This is a genomic window from Alterinioella sp. B-7 (assembly GCF_056857775.1).
This window is the reverse complement of sequence record NZ_JBSXNT010000037.1, coordinates 59351-83070: the sequence shown is the minus strand read 5'-3', so window position 1 is coordinate 83070 and position 23720 is coordinate 59351. Positions and strand designations below refer to the sequence as shown.

Below are 23720 nucleotides of genomic sequence, written 5' to 3'. Positions count from 1 at the left end.
GGCCTCCCGACATTGCAAGAACCGCCCGGCCCGAGAGATCAGGCCGGGCGTTTTGTCATCTGAACGGGGTCATGCGTCCGAAGGTGCCCCCCGCACCGCCGCCGCCTCCGGATCCCAGACCGCCAGCCCCAAGAGCCGCGCCGCCGCCAGCGACAGCGCGCCGGAATTCAGACCCTGGGGCCGCTGGTATTCGCGGATGGCGCGGCGCGTGCGCAGATCCATCACCCCCGTCACCGGCCCGCGATAATGCCCGCGCACGGCCAGCGCCCGCTGCACCATGGCGATGAACTCGGGGTCGTTTTCGGCGGCGCAGGGTGTCTCGAACCACAGGTCGTCGCGCTCGGTCACGATGCGCTGGCGGGTCTCGGTCTGGAAGATCGCGGGGCTGGTAACGGTGCCGCCGGCATCCACCTGGGGCGGGGCGACCATCACCTGCTCCGTCACCGTCTCGATCACGGCGGGCGTCACGTCCTGCGCGTAACAGGCATCGGGCCGGGCATTCTCGGGGCCCTCGCCGCGCGTCACGATGGTGCCGTCACGATCCAGAAGCCGCGCCACCTCGGGCGAGGGGGCGGGGCTACATGCGGCAAGCCACAACGCGCCCGCGCCGATCAGGGGAAAGAGTTTCATATCGGGCCTGTATCCGGAGAGCCCCGTTTGCCGGGGCATCTGTTCTGCGCCCGCTTATACCGCCATTCGACGCCCCGGAAAAGCGCCCAGGCGGGGATCGGCGGCATCCTGTGTCCTTGCGGTCCGGGGCCTCTGGCCTCCCCTGGCACGATCCTCTATATGTCTGCACATATACAGGGGCGATTTCGGGGCTGGAAAAGGCGGGCCGGGGTCGTTACCTGTTTGATGGATTTGAAGACGAGGACCGCTCCCCCCATGGCAAAGATCACCTATATCGAGTTCGGCGGCACCGAACATGTCGTCGATGTTCCCACCGGGCTGACCGTGATGGAAGGCGCCCGCGACAACAACATTCCGGGCATCGAGGCCGATTGCGGCGGCGCCTGCGCCTGTTCCACCTGCCATGTGCATGTCGATCCCTCCTGGGTCGAGAAACTGCCCGCCATCGACCCGATGGAAGAGGACATGCTGGAGTTCGCCTACGAGCCGGATGCAACCTCGCGCCTGACCTGCCAGTTGAAGGTCACGGATGAGCTGGACGGGCTGATCGTGCGGATGCCGGAAAAGCAGATCTGATGCGGCTTGCGGGGCTCGTCGCGGCGTTTGGCCTCGGGACGGGTGCCGCGATGGCCTGCGAACAACCCCCGCACCGGGCGACCGATCTGCCGGAAAGCGTCACCTTCGCGGGCGCCGAGGGCGAGGGGGTCTGGGCTGCCTGGTATGGCTCCGCGACCACCCGCTACGGCCACGGCGTCCTTGGCGACGCCATCGAGGGCGGCGCGCTCTACGCTTATGCCGAAGGTGCGGGCAATGACTGCGACCTCGTCGGCGTCACCCTGGACGGGGCCCATGTGTTCGAGGACACCGCCCCGCGCCTGGCCGACCTGGACGGCGACGGCATGGCCGAGATCATCACGGTCCGTTCCAGCCTGACGCAAGGCGCGCAACTGGCCATCTACGCCGCCACCGGCGCCTCGCTGACGCTCCTCGCCACGACCCCCTATATCGGCCGCGCCAATCGTTGGCTCGCGCCCATCGGGGCCGCCGATCTGGATGGCGACGGGCATATGGAGATCGCCTATATCGACCGCCCCCACCTGGCGCGCACCCTGCGCATCTGGCGCTTTGCAAATGGCGACCTGACCGAACTTGCCGCCGCCACCGGCCTCACCAATCACCGCATCGGCGAGGATTTCATCTCCTCGGGTCTCCGCGATTGCGGGGACGGCCCCGAGATGCTGACCGCCAATGCCGACTGGTCCCGCCTCATCGCCAGCCGCTTCGATGGCACCGGGATCACCGCAACCGACCTCGGCCCCTACAGCGCCACCGCGCTGCAAACCGCGTTGTCCTGCGACTAGCGCCCCAACCCCGATTCGTCTGACGGGTCAAGGATCGCGCCAGCGACCGCGCCCCGCGCGGCCCCGTCCTTGACGCGGCAGGCGAATCGGACAGCAGCCTTGATCAGGTCCGAATGCGGGCATTCCCCGCCATTCGGACCTCTCAGCAAACCGGCATCACGCCCTCCATACTCACTCCGTCCGAATCCCGGACGCAGCCTCGATCCCTGCCCGCCGCGCGTGCGCGCGGCGCCGGATCGGCGCCGAAAGGCGGCGAAATCCCGTCCTCGAAAACCGGACAAACCTGTCAGGAATTTCTGACACTCCTGTCAGAAAAGCCGCGCAAATCCCGTTCCCATAACTCTTCAGAACGGTCGCCGCCGTCAGGCGGCGACCCCCCTCATCCCTCCAGCGCCCGCCAGCCGATATCGGAGCGGCAGACCCCCTCGGGCCAGTCCACCCGGTCCACCAGCGCATAGGCCCGGTCCCGTGCCGCGCGCAAGTTCTCTCCCCGCGCGGTCAGCCCCAGAACCCTGCCGCCATTGGCCAGGTATTGCCCGTCCCTGCGCGTGGTCCCGGCGTGAAAGCACATCTCATGGCTGGTCTCGGGCATCTCCTCCAACCCCCTGATCACGCTGCCCTTCTCGTAACTTCCGGGATACCCCTGCGCCGCCATCACCACGCACATCGCGTGATCTTCGGCCCAGTTGACGGCCATGTCACCGAGCCGCCCCTCGGCGCAGGCCAGCATGAGATCCAGCGCCTGACCGCCGAGGCGCAACATCAGGCATTGGCATTCGGGATCGCCGAAGCGGACATTGTATTCGATCAGGCGCGGCGCGCCGTGTTTGATCATAAGCCCCGCGAACAGCACACCCGAGAAAGGCGTGCCGCGCCTCGCCATCTCGGCCATCGTTGGACGGATAATTTCATCCATTGTTTTCAAGATGATAGCATCCGTCATCACCGGCGCGGGCGAATAGGCCCCCATGCCGCCCGTGTTCGGCCCCTGATCGCCGTCAAAGGCCCGCTTGTGATCCTGCGCCGTGCCGATGGGCAGCACGGTTTCGCCATCGCAGAGCACGAAGAAACTGGCCTCCTCGCCCTCCAGGAACGCCTCGATCACCACCTCGGCGCCCGCGCCGCCGAAACTGCCCGCGAACATGTCGTCGACGGCGGCCAGCGCCTCCGCCTCGCTCATCGCCACGATCACGCCCTTGCCCGCCGCAAGCCCGTCGGCCTTGACCACGATGGGCGCGCCCTGTTGGCGGATATAGGCCTGCGCGGGCTCTGCCTCGGTAAAGCGCGCATAGGCCGCCGTGGGGGCACCTGCCGCGTCGCAGATCTCCTTGGTGAACGCCTTGGAGGCTTCAAGCTCCGCCGCCGCCTGGCTCGGCCCGAAGCACAGGATCCCCGCCGCGCGCAACGCATCCGCGACCCCGGCGGCCAGCGGGCCCTCTGGTCCTATGATAACGAAATCAATGGCTTCCTCCGCGGCGAAGTCCACCACCTCGCCTGCATCCTCCGGATTCAGGGCCGCGCAATCGGCGATCTGCGCGATGCCGCCATTGCCCGGTGCCACGACCAGCCGGTCGCATTTCGGGTTCTGCAGGCAGGCCCAGGCCAGGGCATGTTCGCGCCCGCCGCTGCCAAGGATGAGTATGTTCACTTCCGGCCCCCAGACTGGTAATTCCGGGGCCGGGATACGCAAGCGGGCGCAAAGTCACAAGACGCGAAGGGGGCGGGGCGGATGAAAGACCGGGCAATGTGGCAGCGCTGTCTGGCCCATCCCATGCCGCGCGGCCCGGAGGGCGAGAGCTTTGCCGCCTGGCTGGCCGAGACCGCTCGCATCCGGCAAGGGCAGGCGGGCGACGTGATCCTGGAATACAAGCGCTTCACCTATCTCGCGGCCTCGGGCGCCGTGGCGCGGCCCCAGGCGCCGGGCCTCATCGGCACCGCGCTGGCACTTCACCGCCAGACTGGGGATTTCGCCCACTATTGCCGCGACGTGTTGCAGGTTGCGGCCCTTCCGCCCGAGCGCGGCGACAGGGCCGCGACACTGGCGGGCTACGAGGCCGAGTTCGGCCAGGCCCCGCCCCGGTTCTTCTGGGCCTCGCGGTCGCGGGTGGCGCATTGGAGCCTCGCGGGGCTGCTGGTCGCGGGCGGCGCGGTGGCCTCGGTCTTCGATGGCAGCCTCGCGCCGCTGGCGCTCGGCGGCATCCCGGCGCTGGTCATCGCCATCTACCTGCTGACCAAGGGCCGGATGGGGGGCGGGGGCGGTCTTTCGGGGGCCGCGCGCGTCGGCGGCGGGGGCGGCGGAACGCCCGGTGGCGGTCCCTGAGCGATCTTGATCCAGATTGGTCTGGTCCCCCGCGACCTCGAAAGCTAGGGTCGCGTGCATGGATGACCTGCTGGATGATGACGGCCCCGATCCGGGCCCCGGCAATGCGCCGGAATTCTCCGTCTCCGAAATCTCGGGAGCGGTCAAGAAAACCGTCGAGGGCGCGTTTTCCCGCGTGCGCGTGCGCGGCGAGGTCGGGCGGCTGTCGCGCCCGCGTTCAGGGCATATCTACCTCGACCTCAAGGATGACCGCGCCGTGCTGGCGGGCGTCATCTGGAAGGGCGTGGCGGGCCGGATGGCGACGCAGCCCGAGGAGGGGATGGAGGTCGTCGCCACGGGCCGCCTGACCACCTTCCCCGGCCAGTCGAAATACCAGATGGTGATCGAGGAGATCCGCCCCGCAGGCGTCGGCGCGCTGATGGCGATGCTGGAGAAGCGCCGTCAGGCCCTGGCCGCCGAGGGGCTGTTCGACGAGGCCCGCAAGCGGCCCCTGCCGCGCCTGCCCGAGGTGATCGGGGTAGTGACCTCGCCCTCGGGTGCGGTGATCCGCGACATCCTGCACCGGCTGCGCGACCGGTTCCCGCGCAAGGTGCTGATCTGGCCGGTCGCGGTGCAGGGCGCGAAATGCGCGCCGGAGGTGGCTGCCGCGATCAGGGGATTCAACGCGCTTGAGGCGGGCGGGCGCATCCCCCGGCCCGACCTGATCATCGTGGCGCGCGGCGGGGGCTCGCTAGAGGATCTCTGGGGCTTCAACGAGGAGGTTGTGGTGCGCGCGGCGGCGGAAAGCGCGATCCCGCTGATCTCGGCTGTGGGGCATGAGACGGATACCACGCTGATTGACCATGCCGCCGACCGCCGCGCGCCGACGCCAACGGCCGCCGCCGAGATGGCGGTGCCGGTGCGCCTGGAGCTTCTGGCCTGGCTGGAAACGGCAGGCGGACGGATGAGCCGCGCGATCACGCAAGGGGTGGCGGCACGGCGGCAGCGCTTGGGCGACCTCTCACGCGGGTTGCCGCGGCTTGAGAGCGTGCTGGATGGCCCGCGCCAGCGGCTCGACGGATGGGCCGACCGGCTGGACCCGGCCTTGCGCGCCGCGACGCAGGCCAAGCGGATGGAGTTGGACCGCAAGGCGGCGCGGCTCGGCCCGGGTCTGGAGCGCGCGGTCGGCATCAAGCGCGTGGCGCTTGGCCGGGCCGAGGCGGGGCTGTCGGTGACGCGGCTCAAGGCCCAGGTGGCGCGGCGGCGCGAGGACCTGGACCGGCTCGGCGCAAGGATGCAGGTCGCACGGCTGTCCGAGCGTGTGGTGGAGCGCCGCGCGCGACTGGATGCGGCGCTGATCCGGCTCGACGCGGTGGCGCGGGCGCGGCTGGAGCAGCGGCGCGACCGGCTGGACGCGCTGGAGCGGATGCGCCAGACGCTTGGCTATACCGAGACGCTGAAGCGCGGCTACGCGGTGGTGCGGGCAGGCGCCGATGTGGTGACCGCGAAGGCCGAGGCCGAGCGCGCCGGACGGCTGGAGATCCAGTTTTCCGATGGGAGGTTGGATGTGGTCGCGGGTGCAGGGCATCGGCGCGGCAGATCGGGTGGCGGCGACGATGAGGAACAGGGGTCGCTCTTTTAGCGGGGCCTCCTCGGGCCTTGCGGCCCTCCTCGGCCGGGGCATCTGTGGCGCGTGACCCGAGGGGGCGGTGTCTTGGGTTGGCTGTCAGATTCAGGTATTTGGACGAAGAAGATGATGGCGCCCGTGCGCGTGGGCAGCGTTTTCTTGAGTATTTGGACCAAGAAGATGGGGGCGGGTTCTGCGCTTCACGGCAGCGGCGGGGCCTTGGCCATCGCTTTTTCCGCGCGGCGGTCCATATTGCGCCGCCAGCGGCGCGGCATGGTGGCCAGTATCGCCATGATCGGCAGGGAATAGGGCAGGAGGGGGGCGCCTTCGGGGATCCTCAGCGCATCATAGGGGCGGTCGGGGTGCATGTGGTGGTCGGAATGGCTCGGGGCGTTGACCATCAGGAAGGACGTGAAGCCGCGCGGGGCGTTCCAGCTGTGATGCGGCGCGACCGGTTCCAGGCGGCCGTTCGGCAGCGTGCGGCGGGTCAGGCCGTAATGCTGGATATAGTCGGAGAGCAGGATCTGCATCTGCGCCAGGACCGCGATGATGGAGAAGCCGAGAAGGCCGGGCCAGCCGCCGAGGAGCGCGGCCAGCACCAGCGCCAGCGCGGCCCCGCCGACATAGATCGCGTAAGCGGGCAGGGTGCCGGGTTTGTGGCGGCGCGCCTCCTGCGCGTGACCGGCACGGAAGGAGCCGAGCCAGGCGCGGGGCAGGAAGGCCCAGAAGCTTTCCCCCCTGCGCGGCGTGTTGGGGTCGCTTTCGGTGCCGACAAAGGCGTGATGGACCAGCCGATGCGCCGAGACGTGGTGGCCGAACAGCATCGAGACATAGACCGCGACGCCGAGACGGCGCAGGGCGCGCGGCCTCCGGTGGATCAGTTCATGCGCGTTGGGATGGCTGACCTGGCCCATGAAGGAGGCGGCGGCGAGGGCGAGCGTGATCGTCTCGCCCCAGGTCTGCGTGGGATCCGCGAAGGCGAGGCTGGCCAGCGGCAGGAGCGCGAGATGGCCCGAGGCCAGCGTGACCGAGAGCGCCTCGGCGCTGGCGGCATGGGTGGTGCCAATGGGGGGCGGCGACAGCAAGTGGTCCATCCCGGCGGCGAAGAGCGTCAGCCAGACCAGCGCCAGGGCCGCCCACCAGCCGCCCAGGACAGCGCCCAAGAGCAGGCAGGCCAGCGGGATCAGCGTGGCGATGGCATAGCGCAGGATCAGCATCGGGGCGCTCCTTTTCGGGTTCCGTCATAGCAAGGCGGGTGCGGCATGGCACGGCGGCAGTATGTCCCGCGTTTTGCGGCAATTGAATGTCGGTTTTGGGGGGCGCGGTCGGGATGGACGCGTTAGAAGGGGGAAAGACGGGCTGCAAGGGGGGCCACCGCGATGGCGCTGGATCAGGACAAGGGTGTGTGGAAATCGGGGCGCGGCAAGGGGCGGCGCACGCCCAAGGGCCGCCAGGTCGAGGATGTGGCCCTTGAGGAAGTGCAGGCGCTTCTGGGCGACCGGCCCCGGCGGCGCGACCTGCTGATCGAGCATCTGCACCTGATCCAGGATAGTTTCGGCCATCTGAGCGCTGCCCATATCCGCGCGCTGGCCGAGGAAATGCGGGTGGGGCAGGCCGAGGTCTACGAGGTTGCCAGTTTCTATGCCCATTTCGACCTGGTGCGCGAAAGCGAGACCCCGCCGCCCGCGCTGACCGTCCGGGTCTGCGATTCGCTGTCCTGCGAACTGGCCGGGGCGGAGGCGTTGCAGCAAGCGTTGGAGGAGGGGCTGGACCCCGGCCAGGTCCGCGTGCTGCGCGCGCCCTGCATGGGCCGCTGCGACACCGCGCCGGTGCTGGAGCTTGGCCATGCCCATATCGACCACGCCACGGCCGACAAGGTGCAGGCGGCGATTGCGGGCGGCCACACGCATCCGGTGATCCCCGAATATGAAACGCTTGCGGCCTACCGCGACAAGGGCGGCTACGAGGTGCTGGACAAGCTGCGCGCGGGCGGCGACTGGGAGGCGGTGCAGGAAACCGTGCTCGCCTCGGGCCTGCGCGGGCTTGGCGGGGCGGGGTTCCCCTCGGGCAAGAAATGGGGCTTCGTGCGCGCCAATCCCGGCCCCCGCTACCTGGCCGTCAATGGCGACGAGGGCGAGCCCGGCACCTTCAAGGACCGCTATTACCTGGAACGCACTCCCCACCTGATGCTGGAGGGGATGCTGATCGCGGGGTGGGCGGTCGAGGCCGAGACCTGTTTCATCTACATGCGCGACGAATACCCGGCGGTGCTGGAGATATTGCGCCGCGAGATTGCCGCGCTGGAGGAGGCCGGGATCGTGGAGCCGGGCCATATCGACCTGCGCCGGGGCGCGGGCGCCTATATCTGTGGCGAGGAAAGCGCGATGATCGAATCGATCGAGGGCAAGCGCGGCCTGCCGCGCCACCGTCCGCCCTTCGTCGCGCAAGTGGGCGTCTTCGACCGGCCCACGCTGGTGCATAACGTCGAGACGCTGCACTGGGTTGCGAAGGTCTGCCGCGAGGGGCCCGAGGTTCTGTCTGGTGTCGAGAAGAACGGGCGCAAGGGTCTGCGCAGCTATTCGGTCTCGGGGCGCGTCAAGACCCCCGGCGTCTACCTGCTGCCTGCCGGATCGACGATGAATGAGATCATCGAGGCTTGCGGCGGCATGGCCGAGGGGCACAGCTTCAAGGCCTACCAGCCCGGCGGACCCTCGGCGGGGCTGCTGCCCGCAAGCATGGCCGATATCCCGATGGATTTCGACGTGCTTCAGGAGCATGGCACCTTCATCGGCTCGGCGGCCATCGTGGTGCTGTCGGATCAGGACAATGCCCGCGATGCGGCGCTGAACATGCTGCGGTTCTTCGAGGATGAAAGCTGCGGTCAATGCACGCCTTGCCGGGTCGGCTGCGAAAAGGCGGTCAAGCTGATGCAGGCCGAGACCTGGGACCAGCCGCTGCTGGAGGAGCTTTGCGTGGCCATGGGCGATGCCTCGATCTGCGGGTTGGGGCAGGCGGCTCCGAATCCGATCCGCATGGTGATGAAGCATTTCGCCGACGAGATATGACCTGGACGCTGGCGGCGGTCGGGCTGGCGGCGGCGCTGGCCTATCAGGGACTGCTCGGCGCGCCGAAAAGCGGGTCGCGTTCCGCGATCAAGACCGGGGCGACGGTGGCCCTGGCGCTGGCGAGCCTTGTGGCGGGCGGCCCGTGGCTGCTGGTTCTGGCGCTGGCCCTCGGGGCCGCAGGCGATTTCTTCCTGTCGCGGCCGGGGCAGGGGGCATTCCTGAGGGGGCTCATCGCCTTTGCCCTGTCGCATCTGGCCTATATCGCGCTTTTTACCGGCTTGCCGGGGTGGGGAGATACCTCAGATCCCGGTTGGGCGGTCTATGCGGGGCTGATTGGCCTCGCCCTCCTGGCCCCGTCGACGGCGCGCTGGCTGCTGCCCTACACGGGCCGGTTGCGCGGGCCGGTCGTCGCCTATGTTCTGGTCATCACCGCGATGGGGGCGGCGGCGCTGCTGCTGGCCCCGGCCTTCCGGCTGGCCCTGCTCGGGGCGGCGATGTTCCTGGCCTCGGACGTGATCCTGTCGGTGCAGATCTTCCGGCTTGCCCCCGGCACGCCTGTGCATCGCAACGCAGGGCGCGCGGTCTGGCCGCTCTACTGGGGCGGGCAGGCGCTGATTGCCTATGGGGTGATCGGCGGGCTTTGAGGGTGGGGGGCACCGGGATCCGTCCGCACCGACGCTTGCCCAATCCCCGAAACTCGGCCAGAACCTGTCGGTGGCTCTTTATCCCAAAGGCATTCGCAACATGACCCGACCCGACCACCCCCTCCCGTCGCTCGACGATTTCGTTCAGGACACGCCCTGGCGGGGCGACGCCCCCCAGGCCCCGCTGCCATCCCCGATCGAGGGCGTGGTGATCGAGCCGCTGGCCGTGCATTCCGACAAGCGCGGCGACCTCGTGGTGCTGTTGAGCCAGCTGCACGCGCCCGTGGAGGAGATCGTGCATGTCTACAGGGTCACGGCCAGGCCGGGGTCGATCCGGGCCTGGGTCTATCATGACCACCAATCCGACCGACTGACCTATACCGAGGGGCGGTTCCGCGTCGTGCTCTACGATATCCGCCTGGGCAGCCCGACGCGCGGCCAGATGCAGGTGATCCATGCCGGGGCCGACAACCCGCTGCGCCTGACCATCCCGGCCCATGTCGTGCATGGCGTGATGAACGAGGGCGAGGGTGACGCAAGTTTCGTCAACATGCCGACCCGCGCCTATGACCCCGCCAACCCCGACAAGCGCCGGATGCCCTACCCCGACGCGCGCATCCCCTACCGGTTCGAGGATTGACCGCCGGAGGCGCCGCCCTTTGCATCCGGCGGGCCCCCGTATTAGGTGGATGTCAGCAAAGCGGAGACCGTCGATGTCGTTTTTCAAGAAGCTCAAGGATCGGATGTTCAAATCCTCGTCCAGACTGGACGAAGGGCTGGATGCGATTATCGAAGATGGCGCCGACGAAGATGCGGGCGAGGACATCCCGCAAGGGGTGGAGGAGCGGTCTGAGCCCGCCGATGACGCCCCCGCGACCCCACCGACCGCCCCGATGCCGCCGCAGGTGCCCTCGCACGGTCCCGTGCCGTCGCCCGCGCTGACGCCGACGCCCGAGCCGATCCCGGCACCGATCCCCGATCCGACCTCCGCCAGGCCCGGCCTGATGGGGCGCCTGATGGGCCGCGGCGCGGCGCCGCGCCGGGCGCTGGACGACGACATGCTGGAGGAGCTGGAGGAGCTTCTGATCACTGCCGACATGGGCGTCGAGACCGCGATGCGCGTCACCGCCAACATGGCCGAGGGGCGCTTTGGCAAGATGATGACGGCGGCGGATATCAAGGCGCTGCTGAGCGACGAGATCGCCCGCATCATGGAGCCCGTGGCCAAGCCGCTGCCGATCTACCCCAAGACGCCGCAGGTGGTGCTGGTGGTCGGTGTCAACGGCTCGGGGAAGACGACGACCATCGGCAAGCTCGCCAGCCAGTTCCGCGCCGCCGGCAAGTCCGTGGTGATTGCCGCGGGCGACACGTTCCGCGCCGCGGCGGTGGAACAGCTGCAGGTCTGGGGCGACCGCGCGGGCGTGCCGGTCCTGACCGCGCCGGAAGGGTCCGACCCCGCGGCGCTGGCCTTCGACGCCATGACCAGGGCCGAGGCGGACGGGGCCGACCTTCTGATGATCGACACGGCGGGGCGCTTGCAGAACCGCGCCGATCTGATGGAGGAGCTGGCCAAGATCGTGCGTGTCATCCGCCGCAAGGATCCGGACGCGCCGCATAACACGCTGCTGGTGCTGGATGCGACGACGGGGCAGAACGCGCTCTCCCAGGTCGAGACCTTCCAGAAACTGGCCGATGTGTCGGGCCTCGTCATGACCAAGCTTGACGGCACTGCCAAGGGCGGCGTGCTGGTGGCGCTGGCCGACCGCTTCGGCCTGCCCATCCATGCCATCGGGGTTGGCGAACAGATCGACGACCTTGCGCCGTTTGACCCAGAGGAGTTCGCCCGCGCCCTGACCGGCGCACAATGACGCCGCCCGCGCCGGGCCTAGTCCTGGCCGACCCGGCGCGAGATCAGCCCCAGGATCGACAGGATCACCAGCACGATGATGGTGGCCATCACGGCCAGCGGAATCTGCCCGGATCCGCATGCCAGACCGATGGCCCCGCACAGCCACATCGACGCGCCCGTCGTCGCGTTGCGCACCTTGCCGTGCGAGGTGAAGATGATCCCCGCCGCCAGAAAGGCGACCCCCGCCGTCACCGCCTCGATCAGGCGCAGCGGATCGACGCGCAGCGCATCGCCCGCGCCGAACTGCATCGAGGCCAGTTGCTGGCTGACGATGATGAACAGGCAGGCGGCGGTCGAGACCAGCATATGCGTGCGCAGACCGGCGGGCTTTTGCCGCCATTCCCGCTCGAACCCGATGATTCCGCCAAGCACCATCGCGACGACCAGCCTGATCCCGGCGATGAAGGGAGGGACCGCGGCGAAACCGCCCTCAAGCTCGTTGAGTATCGTCTGCCACATATCGCCTCCTCGCCTCCATGCTGTCGGACATGCTGTCGGACCCGCGCAGCCCGCTCGGCCCGCGCATCGGCGGGGCATGGTGCCGGATCAATGCGCAAGGCGCGGGTTTGGTTCCGCCCGCGTGCGGCGGCGGGGCAATTGCGATGAGCGGCTGGCTGGTCTCCATCGCCGGGACGCCGCAGGGCGCGGCGCTTGCAACCGCGCTGGCGCTGCTGGCGGCGTTCCTGCACGCCGTTTTCGGCGCGTTGCAGAAGGGGCGGCACGATCCGCTGCTCAGCCGGGGCATCATCGACGCAAGCTATGGCCTGATGGCCGCGCCCGTGGCCCTCTTCCTCGTGCCCTGGCCGGAGTCGCATATGTGGCCCATCTTCGCCGGCATGGTGGTGATCCATATCGGCTACAAGGCGGCGCAGGTCGCCAGCTACCGGCGCGGTGCCTTCACGGTCGTCTATCCGGTCATGCGCGGCACCGGGCCGCTTTTCGCCGTGATCGGAGCCTGGCTCTTGTTCGGCGAGGTGTTCAGCCCGCTGCAATGGGCCGGTGTCGCGGTGCTGCTTTCGGGTATCTTCGGCCTCGCCGCCTATAACCTGCGCACCATCACCGTGGCGCGCGAGACGCTGGTGCCTGCCTTGTGGCTGGCGGTTCTGACCGGGCTCTTCGTGGCCGCCTACACGACCTATGACGCCTATGGCATCCGCGCCACGCGCGATCCCTTCACCTTCCTGGCCTGGTTCTTCTTTCTCGACGGGATCACCATGCCCGTGGTCGCGCTTTATGCCTATCGCCGCATGGCCGACCCGCCGACGCTTGGCCCGCTTTTCCTGCGCGGGGCCGTCGGCGGCGTCATCGCGGTGCTCAGCTTCGGCTCGATCATGCTGGCCACACGGCTCGATCAGGTGGGGCAGGCGGCGGTGCTGCGCGAGACCTCGACCGTGTTTGCGGCGCTGATCGGCTGGCTGATGCTGGGAGAGCGCGTCGGACCGCGACGTTTGTGCCTCATGGGGTTGATTGCGGCGGGCGCGGTGATAGTTGAGATGGGCGCATGAACCCCGAGGCCGAGATGGAAGAACACAAAGTCAACCCGACCCTGAAATTCACCCTGGAACTGGGCCCCCCGATCCTGTTCTTCATCGCCTATCTGTGGCTGAAGGACGAGAGCTTCACCATCGCGGGCCACGACTATGACGGCTTCATCGTGGTGACGGCGGCCTTTGTCCCGCTCTTGCTGGCCTCGATCGCGGCGTTGTGGCACCTGACCGGCAAGCTCAGCCGGATGCAGATATTCACCGCCGTGCTGGTCGTGGTCTTCGGCGCGCTGACGGTCTGGTTCGACGATGAACGCTTTTTCAAGATGAAGACGACGCTGGTTTATGCCTTCTTCGTCGTGGTCCTGGGTATCGGCCTGCTGCGTGGGCAAAGCTGGCTGCAATTCGTCATGGGCGAGATGATGCCGATGCGCGAAGAGGGCTGGATGATCCTGACCAGGCGGCTGGTCGCGGCCTTCGCGGCGATGGCACTGGCCAACGAGATCGTCTGGCGCACGCAAACCACGGAATTCTGGGTGACCTTCGAGACCTTCGTGCTGCCCGGTTTCCTCTTCGCCGTGTTCATGTTCCAGGCCAAGCTCTTCGAGCGCTACATGATCACGCCCGAGGATGACGCCGAAGGCTAGCGCGGTTTGCGCGGGGCGGGTTTCTTGACCCGCTTCGGGCCGGGGCGCTTCGGCTTCGCCTTGGCCTCGGCATGGCCGTCCGGCAGGGCGATGCCCAATTGGTCGCGCAGGACCTTGGGCTTGATCTCCTCGACCGCGCCGGGTTTCAGATCGTTGAGGCGGAAGGGGCCGTAGCTGACGCGCAGCAGCCGGTTCACGCTGACCCCGATCTCGGCGAAGGCGCGGCGCACCTCGCGGTTCTTGCCCTCGCGGATGCCCACGGTCAGCCAGGCATTGGCCCCTTGCTGGCGGTCGAATTTCACATCCATCGGCTGAAATTTCTCGCCGTCCGAGGTGACACCCTTGCGCAAGGTCTCCAGCAGCGCCTCGGAGGGCGCGCCCTTGACCCGCACGCGATACTTGCGCAGCCAGCCGGTCGAGGGCAGTTCCAGCTGCCGCTTGATGCCGCCATCATTGGTCAGCAGCAACAAGCCTTCCGAATTGAGGTCGAGCCGACCCACGCTCATCACCCGCGGCATGTCCTCGGGCAGGGTGTCGAAGACCGTCTCGCGGCCCTTCTCGTCGCTGGCCGATGTGACCAGCCCGGCGGGCTTGTGATAGAGCCAGAGGCGGGGGCGTTCCGGGGTTCCGACTTCGCGGCCATCGACCACGATGCGGTCAGACTCGGTCACGTTGAGCGCCGGGCTGGTGATGGTCTTGCCGTTCACGCTGACGCGGCCCGCCTCGATCATGCGCTCGGCCGCGCGGCGCGAGGCGATGCCCGCGCGCGAGAGGTGCTTGGCGATGCGGTCGCCTTTGGGGGTGTCGTCACTCATGCGCTAGGGCGTAGCGGTTCGCGGGAAAAAGCGAAAGCGCGAATGCGGGGTTAACCCGCGATTAACCTCCGCCGCGCTAGGAAAGGGAACTTGGGTGGGGGCACCCTCGGTCTTGTCCCGGATCGCACGGGGGGCTCTGCCGCGCGATCCGGGGTAATGCCCGCATTTGACAGCGGCGCGGAAAGCGGCGATTGCCGTGGGCATGGTGTTTACCAGTCACATGACGCTTGCGCTGGAGGAGGCGCGCGCCGCCGCCCGCGCGGGCGAGGTGCCCGTGGGCGCGGTGGTGATCGGGCCGGATGGCGCGGTGCTGGCGCGCGCGCGCAACCGGATGCGGGAGCTATGCGACCCCACGGCCCATGCCGAGATGCTGGCCATTCGCGCGGCCTGCGCGGCGCTTGGTTCGGAGCGGCTTGCGGGCTGCGATCTTTACGTGACGCTGGAGCCCTGCACGGCTTGCGCGGGCGCGATCTCGGCGGCGCGCATCGCGCGGCTCTATTACGGTGCGGCGGACCCCAAATCGGGCGGCGTGGCGCAGGGGCCGCGCGTGTTTGACCACGCGCAGGCGCATCACAAGCCCGAGGTCTATGGCGGGATAGCCGAGCGCGCGGCCTCGGAGTTGCTCAGGGACTTCTTTGCCGCGCGGCGGTGACACGCAATTTCGAAATTGCGCATGAGGCGCTTCGAAGCGCCTTGCCCCCCGCTACAACTCGATCGCTGTCATCACTTCGGGTTCGATCACGTCCACACCGGGCAGGGCCTGCACGAGCGTTTCCGCCGATTGCTCCAGAATCGGGAAGGTCTTGTAATGACAGGGAATCACGGTCTTGAAATCGAAGAATTTTTTCGCCGCATAGCCCGCCCGCGCCATGTCCATCGTGAAATGACCGCCCGCCGCGAGAATACCGATCTCGGGCGCGTGCAGATCGTTGAAGACGCCCATATCCGCCATCACATCCGTATCGCCCGAGACATAGATCGTGCGGCCCTCGCCCTTGATCATGAAGCCGCATTCGGTGCCGCCATAGCGCGGCCCGTCCGGGGTTCCGAAGCTGCTGGAATGGACCGCGTTCACCATCGTCACCGCGACATTGCCCAACATCACCGTGCCGCCCTTGTTGAAGCCGATGACGCTGATGCCCTCATGCTCCTCCCAATGGCTCATCAGGTCGAACTGGCCCACGACGGGAATATCCAGGTCGCGCGCCAGATCCAGCACATCGGCAACGTGATCGAAATGCGCATGGGTCAGCAGGATATGCGTGGCGCCTTGCGTGGCCTCGCCCTTGCGGTCCTCGGGAAAGACCGGATTGTCCGAGAACCACGGGTCGAGAAGCAGGACCTCGCCGCCGATCTCGATGCGGAAACTGCCATGGCCAAGCCAGATGATCTTCATGTCTGTTCTCCCCTTTCTGTGCTGTCGTTGCTGTCAAACTATGGGCGGGTGCGCCCGCGTTTCAATGCAAAACCCCGTCAAGGGACGCTTGCGGGCGCGCCCGCGCGGCGATACACCCTTGCGCGATCCGAAGTCCCTGGAAAGGTAGGCCAAGCCCCATGTCCATCGATATCGAAACCGCCGCCCGCGTCGCCAAGCTGGCCCGCATCAAGGTGGAGCCCGAGGCGCTGCCGGCGCTGGCCGATGAGTTCAACGCCATTCTCGGCTTCATCGAGCAACTGGGCGAACTGGATGTGGAGAACGTCGAGCCGATGACCTCGGTCACGCCGATGCGCCTGCCACGCCGGGCCGATGTGGTGACGGATGGGGACCAGCAGGCCAAGGTGCTGGCCAACGCCCCCGATGCGCGTGAGGGGTTCTTTGCCGTGCCGAAGGTGGTGGAATGATGACCGATCTGAACACGCTGACCATCACGCAGGCGCGCGACGCGCTGCGCAAGGGCGAGACGACATCGGTCGCGCTGACCGAGGCCTGCCTTGCCGCCATCGAGGGCGCGGATGCGCTTGGGGCCTTTGTCCACAAGACGCCCGAGATCGCGCTGGAGCGGGCGAAAGCCGCCGATGCGAGAATCGCGAAGGGCGATGCGCCCGCCATGTGCGGCATCCCGGTGGGGATCAAGGATCTGTTCTGCACCGAGGGCGTCGCCAGCCAGGCCGGATCGAAGATCCTCGAAGGCTTCAAGCCGGAATACGAATCCACCGTCTCGGCGCAACTGCGCGATGCGGGCGCGGTGATGCTTGGCAAGCTCAACATGGATGAGTTTGCGATGGGGTCGAGCAACGAAACCTCGGTCTATGGCAATGCCGTCAATCCCTGGCGCGCGGAAGGATCGACCGCGCCGCTGACGCCGGGTGGCTCCTCGGGCGGGTCCGCCGCCGCCGTGGCCGCCGATCTGTGCCTGGCCGCGACCGGCACCGATACCGGCGGCTCGATCCGCCAGCCCGCCGCCTTCACCGGCACGGTCGGGCTGAAACCCACCTATGGGCGCTGCTCGCGGTGGGGGATCGTGGCCTTTGCGTCGTCGCTGGACCAGGCCGGACCGATGACCAAGACGGTGCGCGATGCGGCCATCATGGGCACGGCGATGATGGGCCATGACGCGCGCGACAGCACCTCGGCCGATATGGCTGTCCCCGATTTCGAGGCGATGCTGACCGGCGATATCAAGGGCAAGGTGATCGGTATCCCCAGGGAATACCGCATGGAGGGCATGCCCGCCGCGATCGAGCGGCTGTGGCAGGACGGCGCGGAAATGCTCAAGGATGCGGGCGCCGAGATCCGCGACATCTCGCTGCCGCATACCAAATACGCGCTGCCCGCCTATTACGTGGTGGCGCCCGCCGAGGCGTCGTCCAATCTGGCGCGCTATGACGGCGTGCGCTTCGGCTACCGGGCCGATCTGGCGCAGGGTGACGGTATCACCGAGATGTACGAGAAGACCCGCGCCGAAGGCTTCGGGCCCGAGGTCAAGCGCCGGATCATGGTCGGCACCTACGTGCTGTCGGCGGGCTTCTACGACGCCTATTACAATCGGGCCCGCAAGGTCCGCGCGCTGATCAAGCGCGATTTCGAGGAGGCGTTCGCAGCCGGTGTCGACAGCATCCTGACGCCTGCCACGCCATCCGCCGCGTTTGAGTTGGGCCAGACCCATACCGACCCGGTCGAGATGTATCTCAACGATGTCTTCACCGTGACCGTCAACCTCGCCGGTCTACCGGGGATCGCGGTGCCGACGGGGCAGAATTCGCGCGGGCTGCCGGTGGGGCTGCAACTGATCGGGCGGCCCTGGGAAGAGGGCGACCTGCTCAACACCGCCTATGCGCTGGAACGCGCGGCGGGTTTTGTGGCGAAACCGGAGAAATGGTGGTAAACCCCTGTCAAAACGCTTGCGGCAAGACGATTTGGGCAGAGGACGGACAATGCGGAACATGATGGCATTCGGGCTTGGCCTCCTGGCTCTGGCGGCCTGCGCGCGGGTGCCGGACGATACCGGGGTGGGGTTCGGCCCCTATGATGCGACGGCACAGGCGCGCGCGGCATGGGCTACCGCCCCGCAACCGCAGTCAGCGCCTGCCGCCCCATCCGCGGGCAGCACCGCCGACATCGCCGCCGTCGCGGACGGCGCGATTGCCGCCGCCGAGGCGCGCCCCGCAGCCACCCCCGGCGCTGCCGCGATTTCGGATGAGCAGAATTTCGACGCCGTTTCCGCCCGCGAAAGCATCGAAAGCGATGCAGAACGCCGCCAGCGCATGATCGAACAGCGCGTCGAGATCGCGCCGACCGCGCTGCCCGCGCGCACCGGCAATGCGGGGCCGAACATCATCGAATATGCGGTCACCACGACCCATCCCGTGGGCCAGCAGGTCTATTCGCGCAACACGCTGTTCTCTGGCAACCGGGATGAACGCAACTGCCGCAGCTACCGCTCCGACGACCTGGCGCAGGAGTCGTTCCTGGCCGCAGGAGGGCCTGAGCGCGACCGGCAGGCGCTGGACCCCGATGGCGACGGCTATGCCTGCGGATGGGATCCGAGCGTCTTCCGCAACGCCGCCGCCGCTGCCCGCGACCAGTGAGCCTGTCGCCGAATTTCACCAAGCGGCGCAACGGGTTGCGGCCCGAACTTGTGGTGATCCACTACACTGCGATGGCGGATTGCGAGGCCGCCGAACGGGTGCTTTGCGATCCCGCGCGCGAGGTCTCGGCGCATTACCTGATCTCGGAGGCGGGCGGGATCCGCGCGCTGGTCGATGAGGAGATGCGCGCCTGGCATGCGGGCGCGGGCGCATGGGCGGGGCGTGACGATGTCAATTCCCGCTCTATCGGGATCGAGCTGTCCAACACCGGGCTGGTGCCCTTTGCGGCGGCGCAGATGGACGCGCTGGAGCGGCTCCTCGCTCCGCTCCTCGCCCGCTGGAACATCCCTCCCCATGGCGTCATCGGCCATTCCGACATGGCGCCGGGGCGCAAGATCGACCCCGGCCCGCGGTTTGACTGGCAAAGGCTGGCGCGCCAGGGGTTGTCGGTCTGGCCCGAGGCCGGCGGGCAGGAACGGACGCCGGACGTTACCCGCTTTCGCGCCAATGCGCTTGCCTTCGGCTATCCGGATGTGGCCGATGACCTGTTGCTGCAAACAGTGCGCCTGCGGTTTCGCCCGCGCCATACCGGACCGCTCGATGGGCGCGACATGGCGATCATGGCCGATCTGGCGAATCGTTATCCCACGTGCGCGCGCAGGTAATCCATCGTCTGCCGCGCTGACCACAGCGCCGCGTATTTCTGTTCCATGTCGAAGAGGTTTGCTTCGTGCGGGGGCAGGGCGCGGTCTCCTACGCAATCGCGGATCACGACGGGGCGGAAATTGTGCGAGATGGCATCAACCACAGTGGCGCGAACGCATCCCGAGGTCGTGCAACCGGCCACCAGCACCGTATCGACCCGCCAGCCCGTGAGCACCGCCGCAAGATCGGTGCCGAAGAAGGCCGAGGCCTGCGTCTTGCACAGGACGTATTCACCGGTCCTCGGGGACAGGGCAGGATGCACTTGCGACGCGGGATTGGCATTGGTCAACTCGGCCAGGCGGGGGGCCTTTTCGCACCAGACGCCTGTATTTGCGCCGTTTTCGTCGTAGACGATGCGGGTGAAGACAACGGGGCATCCGGTCTCTCGCGCAGCGTCCAGAACGGGCACCGTCGCCCCAAGCGCGTCGATGCTGTTGCCGCCGCCGAATATCTCCGGGTCGAGGAAGCCATTGACGAAGTCGACCAGAACCAGGGCCGGGTGCCGGCCCGGCTTCAGGGTCTGGCCAAGTTGCTGCTTTCGGTAGATCGCACTGTCCGACACCGTGATTCCCCTTTTTTCGAATGTACCACATGTCGGCTTGGACTTGACGCCGGACCGGGCGAGCGCCTAGGTGAACAACGCGCGGAGGGCTGGATGGCCGCGGCGCGGTGTTTGCTCTGCAATCTTCGACGGGGCCGCTCTTGTGATCTTTTCTTGCGAAAAGACACTGTCGCGGCGCGGTGCGGGGCTTGCGGTGCAAGCCCCGCACCGAGGAAAGTCCGGACTCCCTGAAGCAGCGGTGCCGGGTAACGCCCGGGCGGAGAGGGGCGGGGAAACCCGCGCGGATCCGACGGACAGCGCCACAGAAATGAAACTACCCTGATTCTTCAGGGAAAAGGTGAAACGGTGCGGTAAGAGCGCACCACGGCCTTGGCAACAAGGACGGTATGGCAAGCCCCACCGGGAGCAATGCCAAATAGGGATCTCGCGTGCGTGTCACAGGGCCGCTTCAGCCCGAGAGATCCGGGTTGGCAGCTAGAGCTGTCGGGCAACCGGCAGCCGAGAGGAATGGTCATCCATCGGACGGGGAAACCCGGCTCGAGGACAGAATCCGGCTTACAGGCCCTCCGCGCATTTTCATCCACGAACCGGCCTCCGCGGCCCATTTTCGGGGGGCACCCCCCCGTACACCCCCCGATGCACCCCCTGTACACCCCCTGACGCGCCGCCGGGGTTGACAGCATCGCCCGACTGGCCGGATGGTGGGGGCATGGGGGCATCCCTGCGTGCAACCCCCGTGAGGCCAAGGCCGAACCTGCCCGCATCCCCAACCCTTGACCGACAAGGAGGATGCCACCCATGTCCGGCCTCAACCTGATCACCCCTGACCGCCACATGTGCGGGTGCGGCCTGCCCCTGCCTGATCCGGCGCTTCGCCGATCGGGCGGCGCCGACACCAACGCGCATGACCTCGCCCCGCAGGCCGCCGGGCTGCTGGCCGCAAGCGTCGGCTTCTCGCGCCAATACCGCGATGACAATGCGCAGCTTGAGGCGGCCCTGCCGCTTTATGATGCGCTCTACCGGTGGGCGCGGGACGGGGTGGATGAGGGGCATGACTGGCCCGGACCGGGCCGGGGCTGAGGCGATGGAGATCGGATATCGCGAGATGGTTCGCGTCTTCGGGCGGATCGGCCTCTTGAGCTTCGGCGGCCCCGCCGCGCAGATCGCGCTGATGCACCGCGAGCTTGTCGAAACGCGGGCGTGGCTGAGCGAGCAGCGGTTCCTCAACGCGCTCTCCTTCTGCATGCTCTTGCCGGGGCCGGAGGCGATGCAACTGGCCACCTATGCCGGATGGCGATTGGGCGGCACGCGCGGGGGCCTTCTGGCGGGCGGGCTGTTCGTGCTGCCGGGGGCGATGGTGATCCTGGTGCTGGCCGCGCTCTATTCGACGTTCGGGCAGGTGCCGTTGATCGCCGCACTCTTCCTCGGGATCAAGGCCACGGTCATCATCATCGTGATCGAGGCGCTGATCCGGGTGGCGCGCAAGGCGCTGACCTCAAGGCTGGCCTACGGGCTGGCCGCAGCGGCGTTCCTGGCGCTCTTCGCCTTTGATCTGCCCTTTCCGCTGATCATCGCGGGCGCCGCGCTGGCGGGGGCGCTGGCCATGGGCAGGACATCCAGCGACCCCGCGCCCGCGCGCCCCGTGGAGACTGGCACGCTCGCCACCATCGCGCTGTGGCTGGCGCTGTGGCTGCTGCCGGTCGCGGCGCTGTGGCTGATCGCGCCCGAGGGCGTCATGGCAGAGGTCGCGCTGTTCTTCTCCAAGCTTGCCGTGGTCACCTTCGGCGGGGCCTACGCGGTGCTGGCCTATATGGTGCAGGCGGTGGTGGGCGATTTCGGCTGGCTGGACACCGGGCAGATGATGGATGCGCTTGGCCTGGCCGAGACCACACCCGGCCCCCTGATCCTGGTGACCGAGTTCGTGGGCTTCATGGCAGGCGCGGGGCAGGGCGGGCTCTGGGGCGGCGTGCTGGCGGCACTCATCACGCTCTGGGTGACCTTCACGCCCTGTTTCCTGTGGATCTTCGCCTTTGCGCCTTACGTGGAGTGGATCACCCACCAGCCGCGCCTGGGGGGCGCGCTTCGCGGCATCACGGCGGCGGTGGTGGGCGTCATCCTCAACCTGTCGCTGTGGTTCGGGCTCAATGTCCTCTTTGCCGATGTGGCGCGGGTCGATCTTGGCCCCGCGCGGCTGTGGCTGCCCGACCTGGCCACGCTGAACCCCGGCGCGCTGGTGCTGTCGCTGATCGCGGCAGGGTTGCTGATCGGGCGCAAACTGGACCTGCTGCTGGTGCTGCCGCTGATGGCGGGGGCCGGGGCGATCTGGATGGGCCTGATCGCGCCCGTTTTCGGTTGACACCCGGCCCGACAAGGGTAAAAAGCGCGCTCAACACCAAGGAACGCCCGCGCGGGCGGCCCTAGGCCCCTTGCGCCCCGCTGATCAGGAGTTTTCACATGGCGAAGCCGACCACCATCAAGATCCGCCTCAATTCTTCGGCGGGCACCGGCCACTTCTACGTGACCAAGAAGAACGCACGCACGATGACCGAGAAGATGGTCGTGAACAAATACGACCCCGTCGCGCGCAAGCATGTCGAATACAAGGAAGGCAAGATCAAGTAAGCCGATCTGCCGAACCGCTTTGCAAACGGGCCGCGCTGGTGATCCAGTCGCGGCCCGTTTTCCGTCTGGCGCCCTGGCCATGAAAAAAGGGCCGGTCACTGGCGACCGGCCCTTGATCCTGTCAGCTTGCGCCGCTGTTATTCCTGTTGCCCGAGGAACATTAGCAGGAACTGGAACATGTTCAGGAAGGCGATATAGAGGCTCAACGCGCCATCGACGGCGGCCTTGTCCAGCCACTCCTGGTCGTTATGCGCGGCGTGGGCCACGTATTCGGACTTGATCGCCTGGGTGTAGAAGGCGGTGAGACCGGCGAAGATCAGCAGGCCGACAACCGCGATCACGTTCATCATCAATTCGGACTGGATGAAGAGGTTGACGATCATCACGCCAAGCAGGCCGAACACGCCCATCATCAGGAACGTCCCCATGCCGCTGAGGTCGCGCTTGGTGGTGTAGCCGAACAGGCTGAGCCCCGCGAAGGCGATGGCGGTCACCAGGAAGGCCTGCACGATGGAATAGGGCGTGAAGACCAGGAAGATGGAGCTCATCGAGACGCCCATCACGGCGGAGAAGATGAAGAAGCCGAGCGAGACGGCAGCGGCCGAGCCCCGGCGCATCAGCGCGCCCCATCCGAAGAGCAGGAAGGCCAGCGGCGCGAACATCACCGCCCATTTCAGCGGCGTGAGATACAGTGTTTCGCCAAGGCCGGTCAGATACGTGCCGGGACGCAGGGGCACGCCACCAGGAATATCGGTGACGGCAAGGCCCGAGATCGCCCACGCGGCGGCGGCGGTGATCACCATGCCGATCGACATGGTGCCATAGACCTTGTTCATGTGGGCCCGCAGGCCCTGGTCGATCTCGGCCTGGCTTACGGCTGCGCCGCGCGACCGGATCGTGTCAAACTCTGCCATGGAATCCTCCGATGAAAGGCAAGTGATTCGTATGGCGGAACGACATGCGCCCCGCCTCCTGCCTGAATATCGGCAAGGCGGGGCGCAAATTCAAGGATAACCGGGACCGATCCCGCGCGAATTTTCCGGAAATTCCGGCTCAGCGCAGCCAGCCCGCCGGAATGTTCCAGGCCGGGCGGTTGGATTCGACATAGACATCCGCCTCGGAGAGGCCCAGGTCGCGGCGCGCGGCGGCGTCCAGGCGGGTCAGGGCGCGGCGCTGGCGCCACGCGGAGAGGCCGGCAGCGGCATAGGCCAGAACGGACGGGCGGCGGGCGGTGGTGACGGGGCGGTGCAGGAGGGTATGTGCCATGGGAGGAGGCCTTTTCAGCAGTCGGATCATTTCGATGCTTGATATGTAGGCCGCC

26 protein-coding genes, 1 other RNA gene and 1 pseudogene are annotated in these 23720 nt (G+C 67.6%); 19 read left to right on the top strand and 9 right to left on the bottom strand.

The annotated features are described in order from the left end of the window. Nucleotides 1-69: 69 nt before the first annotated feature. Nucleotides 70-630 carry a peptidoglycan-binding domain-containing protein gene (locus AC13C7_RS14425; RefSeq protein ID WP_172317400.1) on the bottom strand — a complete coding sequence of 187 codons (561 nt, stop codon included), beginning with the start codon at nucleotides 628-630 and terminating at the stop codon, nucleotides 70-72. A 255-nt stretch (nucleotides 631-885) separates the two neighbouring features. On the opposite strand from AC13C7_RS14425, the gene AC13C7_RS14420 reads away from it, so the two are divergent. Next, nucleotides 886-1206, top strand: a complete 321-nt coding sequence (locus AC13C7_RS14420; protein ID WP_172317401.1) for a 2Fe-2S iron-sulfur cluster-binding protein — start codon at nucleotides 886-888, stop codon at nucleotides 1204-1206. Further along, on the top strand, nucleotides 1206-1991 hold the full coding sequence (locus tag AC13C7_RS14415) for an FG-GAP repeat domain-containing protein (RefSeq protein WP_172317403.1): 786 nt from the start codon (nucleotides 1206-1208) through the stop codon (nucleotides 1989-1991). The genes AC13C7_RS14420 and AC13C7_RS14415 overlap by 1 nt, the downstream gene beginning before the upstream one ends. Before the next feature lie 379 nt (nucleotides 1992-2370). Here the strand turns inward: AC13C7_RS14415 and purD are convergent, their stop codons facing one another. Then, nucleotides 2371-3639, bottom strand: coding sequence for a phosphoribosylamine--glycine ligase (gene purD, locus AC13C7_RS14410; protein WP_482867899.1), 1269 nt, complete (start codon nucleotides 3637-3639; stop codon nucleotides 2371-2373). Nucleotides 3640-3720: 81 nt separating this feature from the next. Here purD and AC13C7_RS14405 point away from each other — a divergent pair, with 81 nt between their 5' ends. Both AC13C7_RS14405 and xseA read left to right on the top strand, forming a co-directional pair. Beyond that, on the top strand, nucleotides 3721-4311 hold the full coding sequence (locus tag AC13C7_RS14405; RefSeq protein WP_482867898.1) for a hypothetical protein: 591 nt from the start codon (nucleotides 3721-3723) through the stop codon (nucleotides 4309-4311). 58 nt (nucleotides 4312-4369) lie between these two features. Then, nucleotides 4370-5932, top strand: coding sequence for an exodeoxyribonuclease VII large subunit (gene xseA, locus AC13C7_RS14400; RefSeq protein ID WP_482867897.1), 1563 nt, complete (start codon nucleotides 4370-4372; stop codon nucleotides 5930-5932). A gap of 185 nt (nucleotides 5933-6117) precedes the next feature. Here the strand turns inward: xseA and AC13C7_RS14395 are convergent, their stop codons facing one another. After that, nucleotides 6118-7134: an alkane 1-monooxygenase gene (locus AC13C7_RS14395; protein ID WP_482867896.1), complete on the bottom strand. Its 1017-nt coding sequence runs from the start codon at nucleotides 7132-7134 to the stop codon at nucleotides 6118-6120. A gap of 162 nt (nucleotides 7135-7296) precedes the next feature. Here AC13C7_RS14395 and AC13C7_RS14390 point away from each other — a divergent pair, with 162 nt between their 5' ends. The 4 genes from AC13C7_RS14390 (at nucleotide 7297) to ftsY (ending at nucleotide 11494) form a co-directional block, all read left to right on the top strand. Then, nucleotides 7297-8982, top strand: a complete 1686-nt coding sequence (locus tag AC13C7_RS14390) for an NAD(P)H-dependent oxidoreductase subunit E (RefSeq protein ID WP_482867895.1) — start codon at nucleotides 7297-7299, stop codon at nucleotides 8980-8982. Further along, complete coding sequence (locus AC13C7_RS14385; RefSeq protein WP_482867894.1) at nucleotides 8979-9626, top strand: lysoplasmalogenase; 648 nt, start codon at nucleotides 8979-8981, stop codon at nucleotides 9624-9626. The genes AC13C7_RS14390 and AC13C7_RS14385 overlap by 4 nt, the downstream gene beginning before the upstream one ends. Nucleotides 9627-9726: 100 nt before the next feature. Then, nucleotides 9727-10266: a dTDP-4-dehydrorhamnose 3,5-epimerase family protein gene (locus AC13C7_RS14380; RefSeq protein ID WP_482867893.1), complete on the top strand. Its 540-nt coding sequence runs from the start codon at nucleotides 9727-9729 to the stop codon at nucleotides 10264-10266. 73 nt (nucleotides 10267-10339) lie between these two features. Further along, a complete protein-coding gene (gene ftsY, locus AC13C7_RS14375; protein ID WP_482867892.1) occupies nucleotides 10340-11494 on the top strand; it encodes a signal recognition particle-docking protein FtsY in 1155 nt (384 codons plus the stop codon). A gap of 17 nt (nucleotides 11495-11511) precedes the next feature. Here ftsY and AC13C7_RS14370 read toward each other — a convergent pair whose 3' ends face one another. Continuing rightward, nucleotides 11512-11994, bottom strand: a complete 483-nt coding sequence (locus AC13C7_RS14370; RefSeq protein ID WP_172317421.1) for an MgtC/SapB family protein — start codon at nucleotides 11992-11994, stop codon at nucleotides 11512-11514. Between the two features lie 143 nt (nucleotides 11995-12137). On the opposite strand from AC13C7_RS14370, the gene AC13C7_RS14365 reads away from it, so the two are divergent. Both AC13C7_RS14365 and AC13C7_RS14360 read left to right on the top strand, forming a co-directional pair. Continuing rightward, entirely contained in the window at nucleotides 12138-13040 is a 903-nt protein-coding gene (locus AC13C7_RS14365; RefSeq protein WP_482867932.1) for an EamA family transporter, read from the top strand. Between the two features lie 14 nt (nucleotides 13041-13054). Continuing rightward, nucleotides 13055-13666, top strand: coding sequence for an inner membrane-spanning protein YciB (locus AC13C7_RS14360; protein ID WP_172317898.1), 612 nt, complete (start codon nucleotides 13055-13057; stop codon nucleotides 13664-13666). Here AC13C7_RS14360 and AC13C7_RS14355 read toward each other — a convergent pair. Next, nucleotides 13663-14481 carry a pseudouridine synthase gene (locus AC13C7_RS14355; RefSeq protein ID WP_446121485.1) on the bottom strand — a complete coding sequence of 273 codons (819 nt, stop codon included), beginning with the start codon at nucleotides 14479-14481 and terminating at the stop codon, nucleotides 13663-13665. The genes AC13C7_RS14360 and AC13C7_RS14355 overlap by 4 nt on opposite strands. 202 nt (nucleotides 14482-14683) lie before the next feature. On the opposite strand from AC13C7_RS14355, the gene AC13C7_RS14350 reads away from it, so the two are divergent. Next, on the top strand, nucleotides 14684-15133 hold the full coding sequence (locus AC13C7_RS14350; RefSeq protein ID WP_446169941.1) for a nucleoside deaminase: 450 nt from the start codon (nucleotides 14684-14686) through the stop codon (nucleotides 15131-15133). Between the two features lie 51 nt (nucleotides 15134-15184). On the opposite strand, the gene AC13C7_RS14345 is transcribed toward AC13C7_RS14350, so the two are convergent. Further along, nucleotides 15185-15877, bottom strand: a complete 693-nt coding sequence (locus AC13C7_RS14345) for a metal-dependent hydrolase (protein WP_482867891.1) — start codon at nucleotides 15875-15877, stop codon at nucleotides 15185-15187. Nucleotides 15878-16035: 158 nt separating this feature from the next. Here AC13C7_RS14345 and gatC point away from each other — a divergent pair, with 158 nt between their 5' ends. Genes gatC through AC13C7_RS14325 form a run of 4 tightly spaced genes read left to right on the top strand, consistent with a single transcriptional unit; the run spans nucleotide 16036 to nucleotide 19175 of the window. Then, nucleotides 16036-16323 (top strand): Asp-tRNA(Asn)/Glu-tRNA(Gln) amidotransferase subunit GatC, encoded by a 288-nt coding sequence (gene gatC / locus AC13C7_RS14340; protein ID WP_172317429.1) that lies wholly within the window; start codon nucleotides 16036-16038, stop codon nucleotides 16321-16323. Next, complete coding sequence (gene gatA, locus AC13C7_RS14335; protein WP_172317431.1) at nucleotides 16323-17807, top strand: Asp-tRNA(Asn)/Glu-tRNA(Gln) amidotransferase subunit GatA; 1485 nt, start codon at nucleotides 16323-16325, stop codon at nucleotides 17805-17807. The genes gatC and gatA overlap by 1 nt, the downstream gene beginning before the upstream one ends. A gap of 49 nt (nucleotides 17808-17856) precedes the next feature. Continuing rightward, nucleotides 17857-18510, top strand: a complete 654-nt coding sequence (locus AC13C7_RS14330; protein ID WP_482867890.1) for a hypothetical protein — start codon at nucleotides 17857-17859, stop codon at nucleotides 18508-18510. After that, on the top strand, nucleotides 18507-19175 hold the full coding sequence (locus AC13C7_RS14325) for an N-acetylmuramoyl-L-alanine amidase (protein ID WP_482867889.1): 669 nt from the start codon (nucleotides 18507-18509) through the stop codon (nucleotides 19173-19175). The genes AC13C7_RS14330 and AC13C7_RS14325 overlap by 4 nt, the downstream gene beginning before the upstream one ends. On the opposite strand, the gene AC13C7_RS14320 is transcribed toward AC13C7_RS14325, so the two are convergent. Next, nucleotides 19151-19777: an isochorismatase family protein gene (locus AC13C7_RS14320; protein ID WP_482867888.1), complete on the bottom strand. Its 627-nt coding sequence runs from the start codon at nucleotides 19775-19777 to the stop codon at nucleotides 19151-19153. The genes AC13C7_RS14325 and AC13C7_RS14320 overlap by 25 nt on opposite strands. A 171-nt stretch (nucleotides 19778-19948) precedes the next feature. On the opposite strand from AC13C7_RS14320, the gene rnpB reads away from it, so the two are divergent. The 4 genes and pseudogenes from rnpB (at nucleotide 19949) to rpmG (ending at nucleotide 22399) form a co-directional block, all read left to right on the top strand. After that, an RNA gene (gene rnpB, locus AC13C7_RS14315) (RNase P RNA component class A) lies at nucleotides 19949-20351 on the top strand. A 314-nt stretch (nucleotides 20352-20665) separates the two neighbouring features. Beyond that, nucleotides 20666-20857 (top strand): annotated as a pseudogene (locus AC13C7_RS14310) (chromate resistance protein ChrB domain-containing protein); the annotation flags it as partial. After that, a complete protein-coding gene (gene chrA, locus AC13C7_RS14305) occupies nucleotides 20820-22133 on the top strand; it encodes a chromate efflux transporter (RefSeq protein WP_407925843.1) in 1314 nt (437 codons plus the stop codon). The pseudogene AC13C7_RS14310 and the gene chrA, both read left to right, overlap by 38 nt. 98 nt (nucleotides 22134-22231) lie before the next feature. Next, nucleotides 22232-22399 carry a 50S ribosomal protein L33 gene (rpmG, locus tag AC13C7_RS14300; protein ID WP_035256543.1) on the top strand — a complete coding sequence of 56 codons (168 nt, stop codon included), beginning with the start codon at nucleotides 22232-22234 and terminating at the stop codon, nucleotides 22397-22399. A 137-nt stretch (nucleotides 22400-22536) separates the two neighbouring features. On the opposite strand, the gene AC13C7_RS14295 is transcribed toward rpmG, so the two are convergent. Together AC13C7_RS14295 and AC13C7_RS14290 are read right to left on the bottom strand one after the other, a co-directional pair. After that, nucleotides 22537-23313, bottom strand: coding sequence for a Bax inhibitor-1/YccA family protein (locus AC13C7_RS14295; RefSeq protein ID WP_482867887.1), 777 nt, complete (start codon nucleotides 23311-23313; stop codon nucleotides 22537-22539). Nucleotides 23314-23452: 139 nt separating this feature from the next. Next, nucleotides 23453-23665, bottom strand: coding sequence for a YjiS-like domain-containing protein (locus AC13C7_RS14290; protein ID WP_172317437.1), 213 nt, complete (start codon nucleotides 23663-23665; stop codon nucleotides 23453-23455). Nucleotides 23666-23720 lie beyond the last annotated feature (55 nt).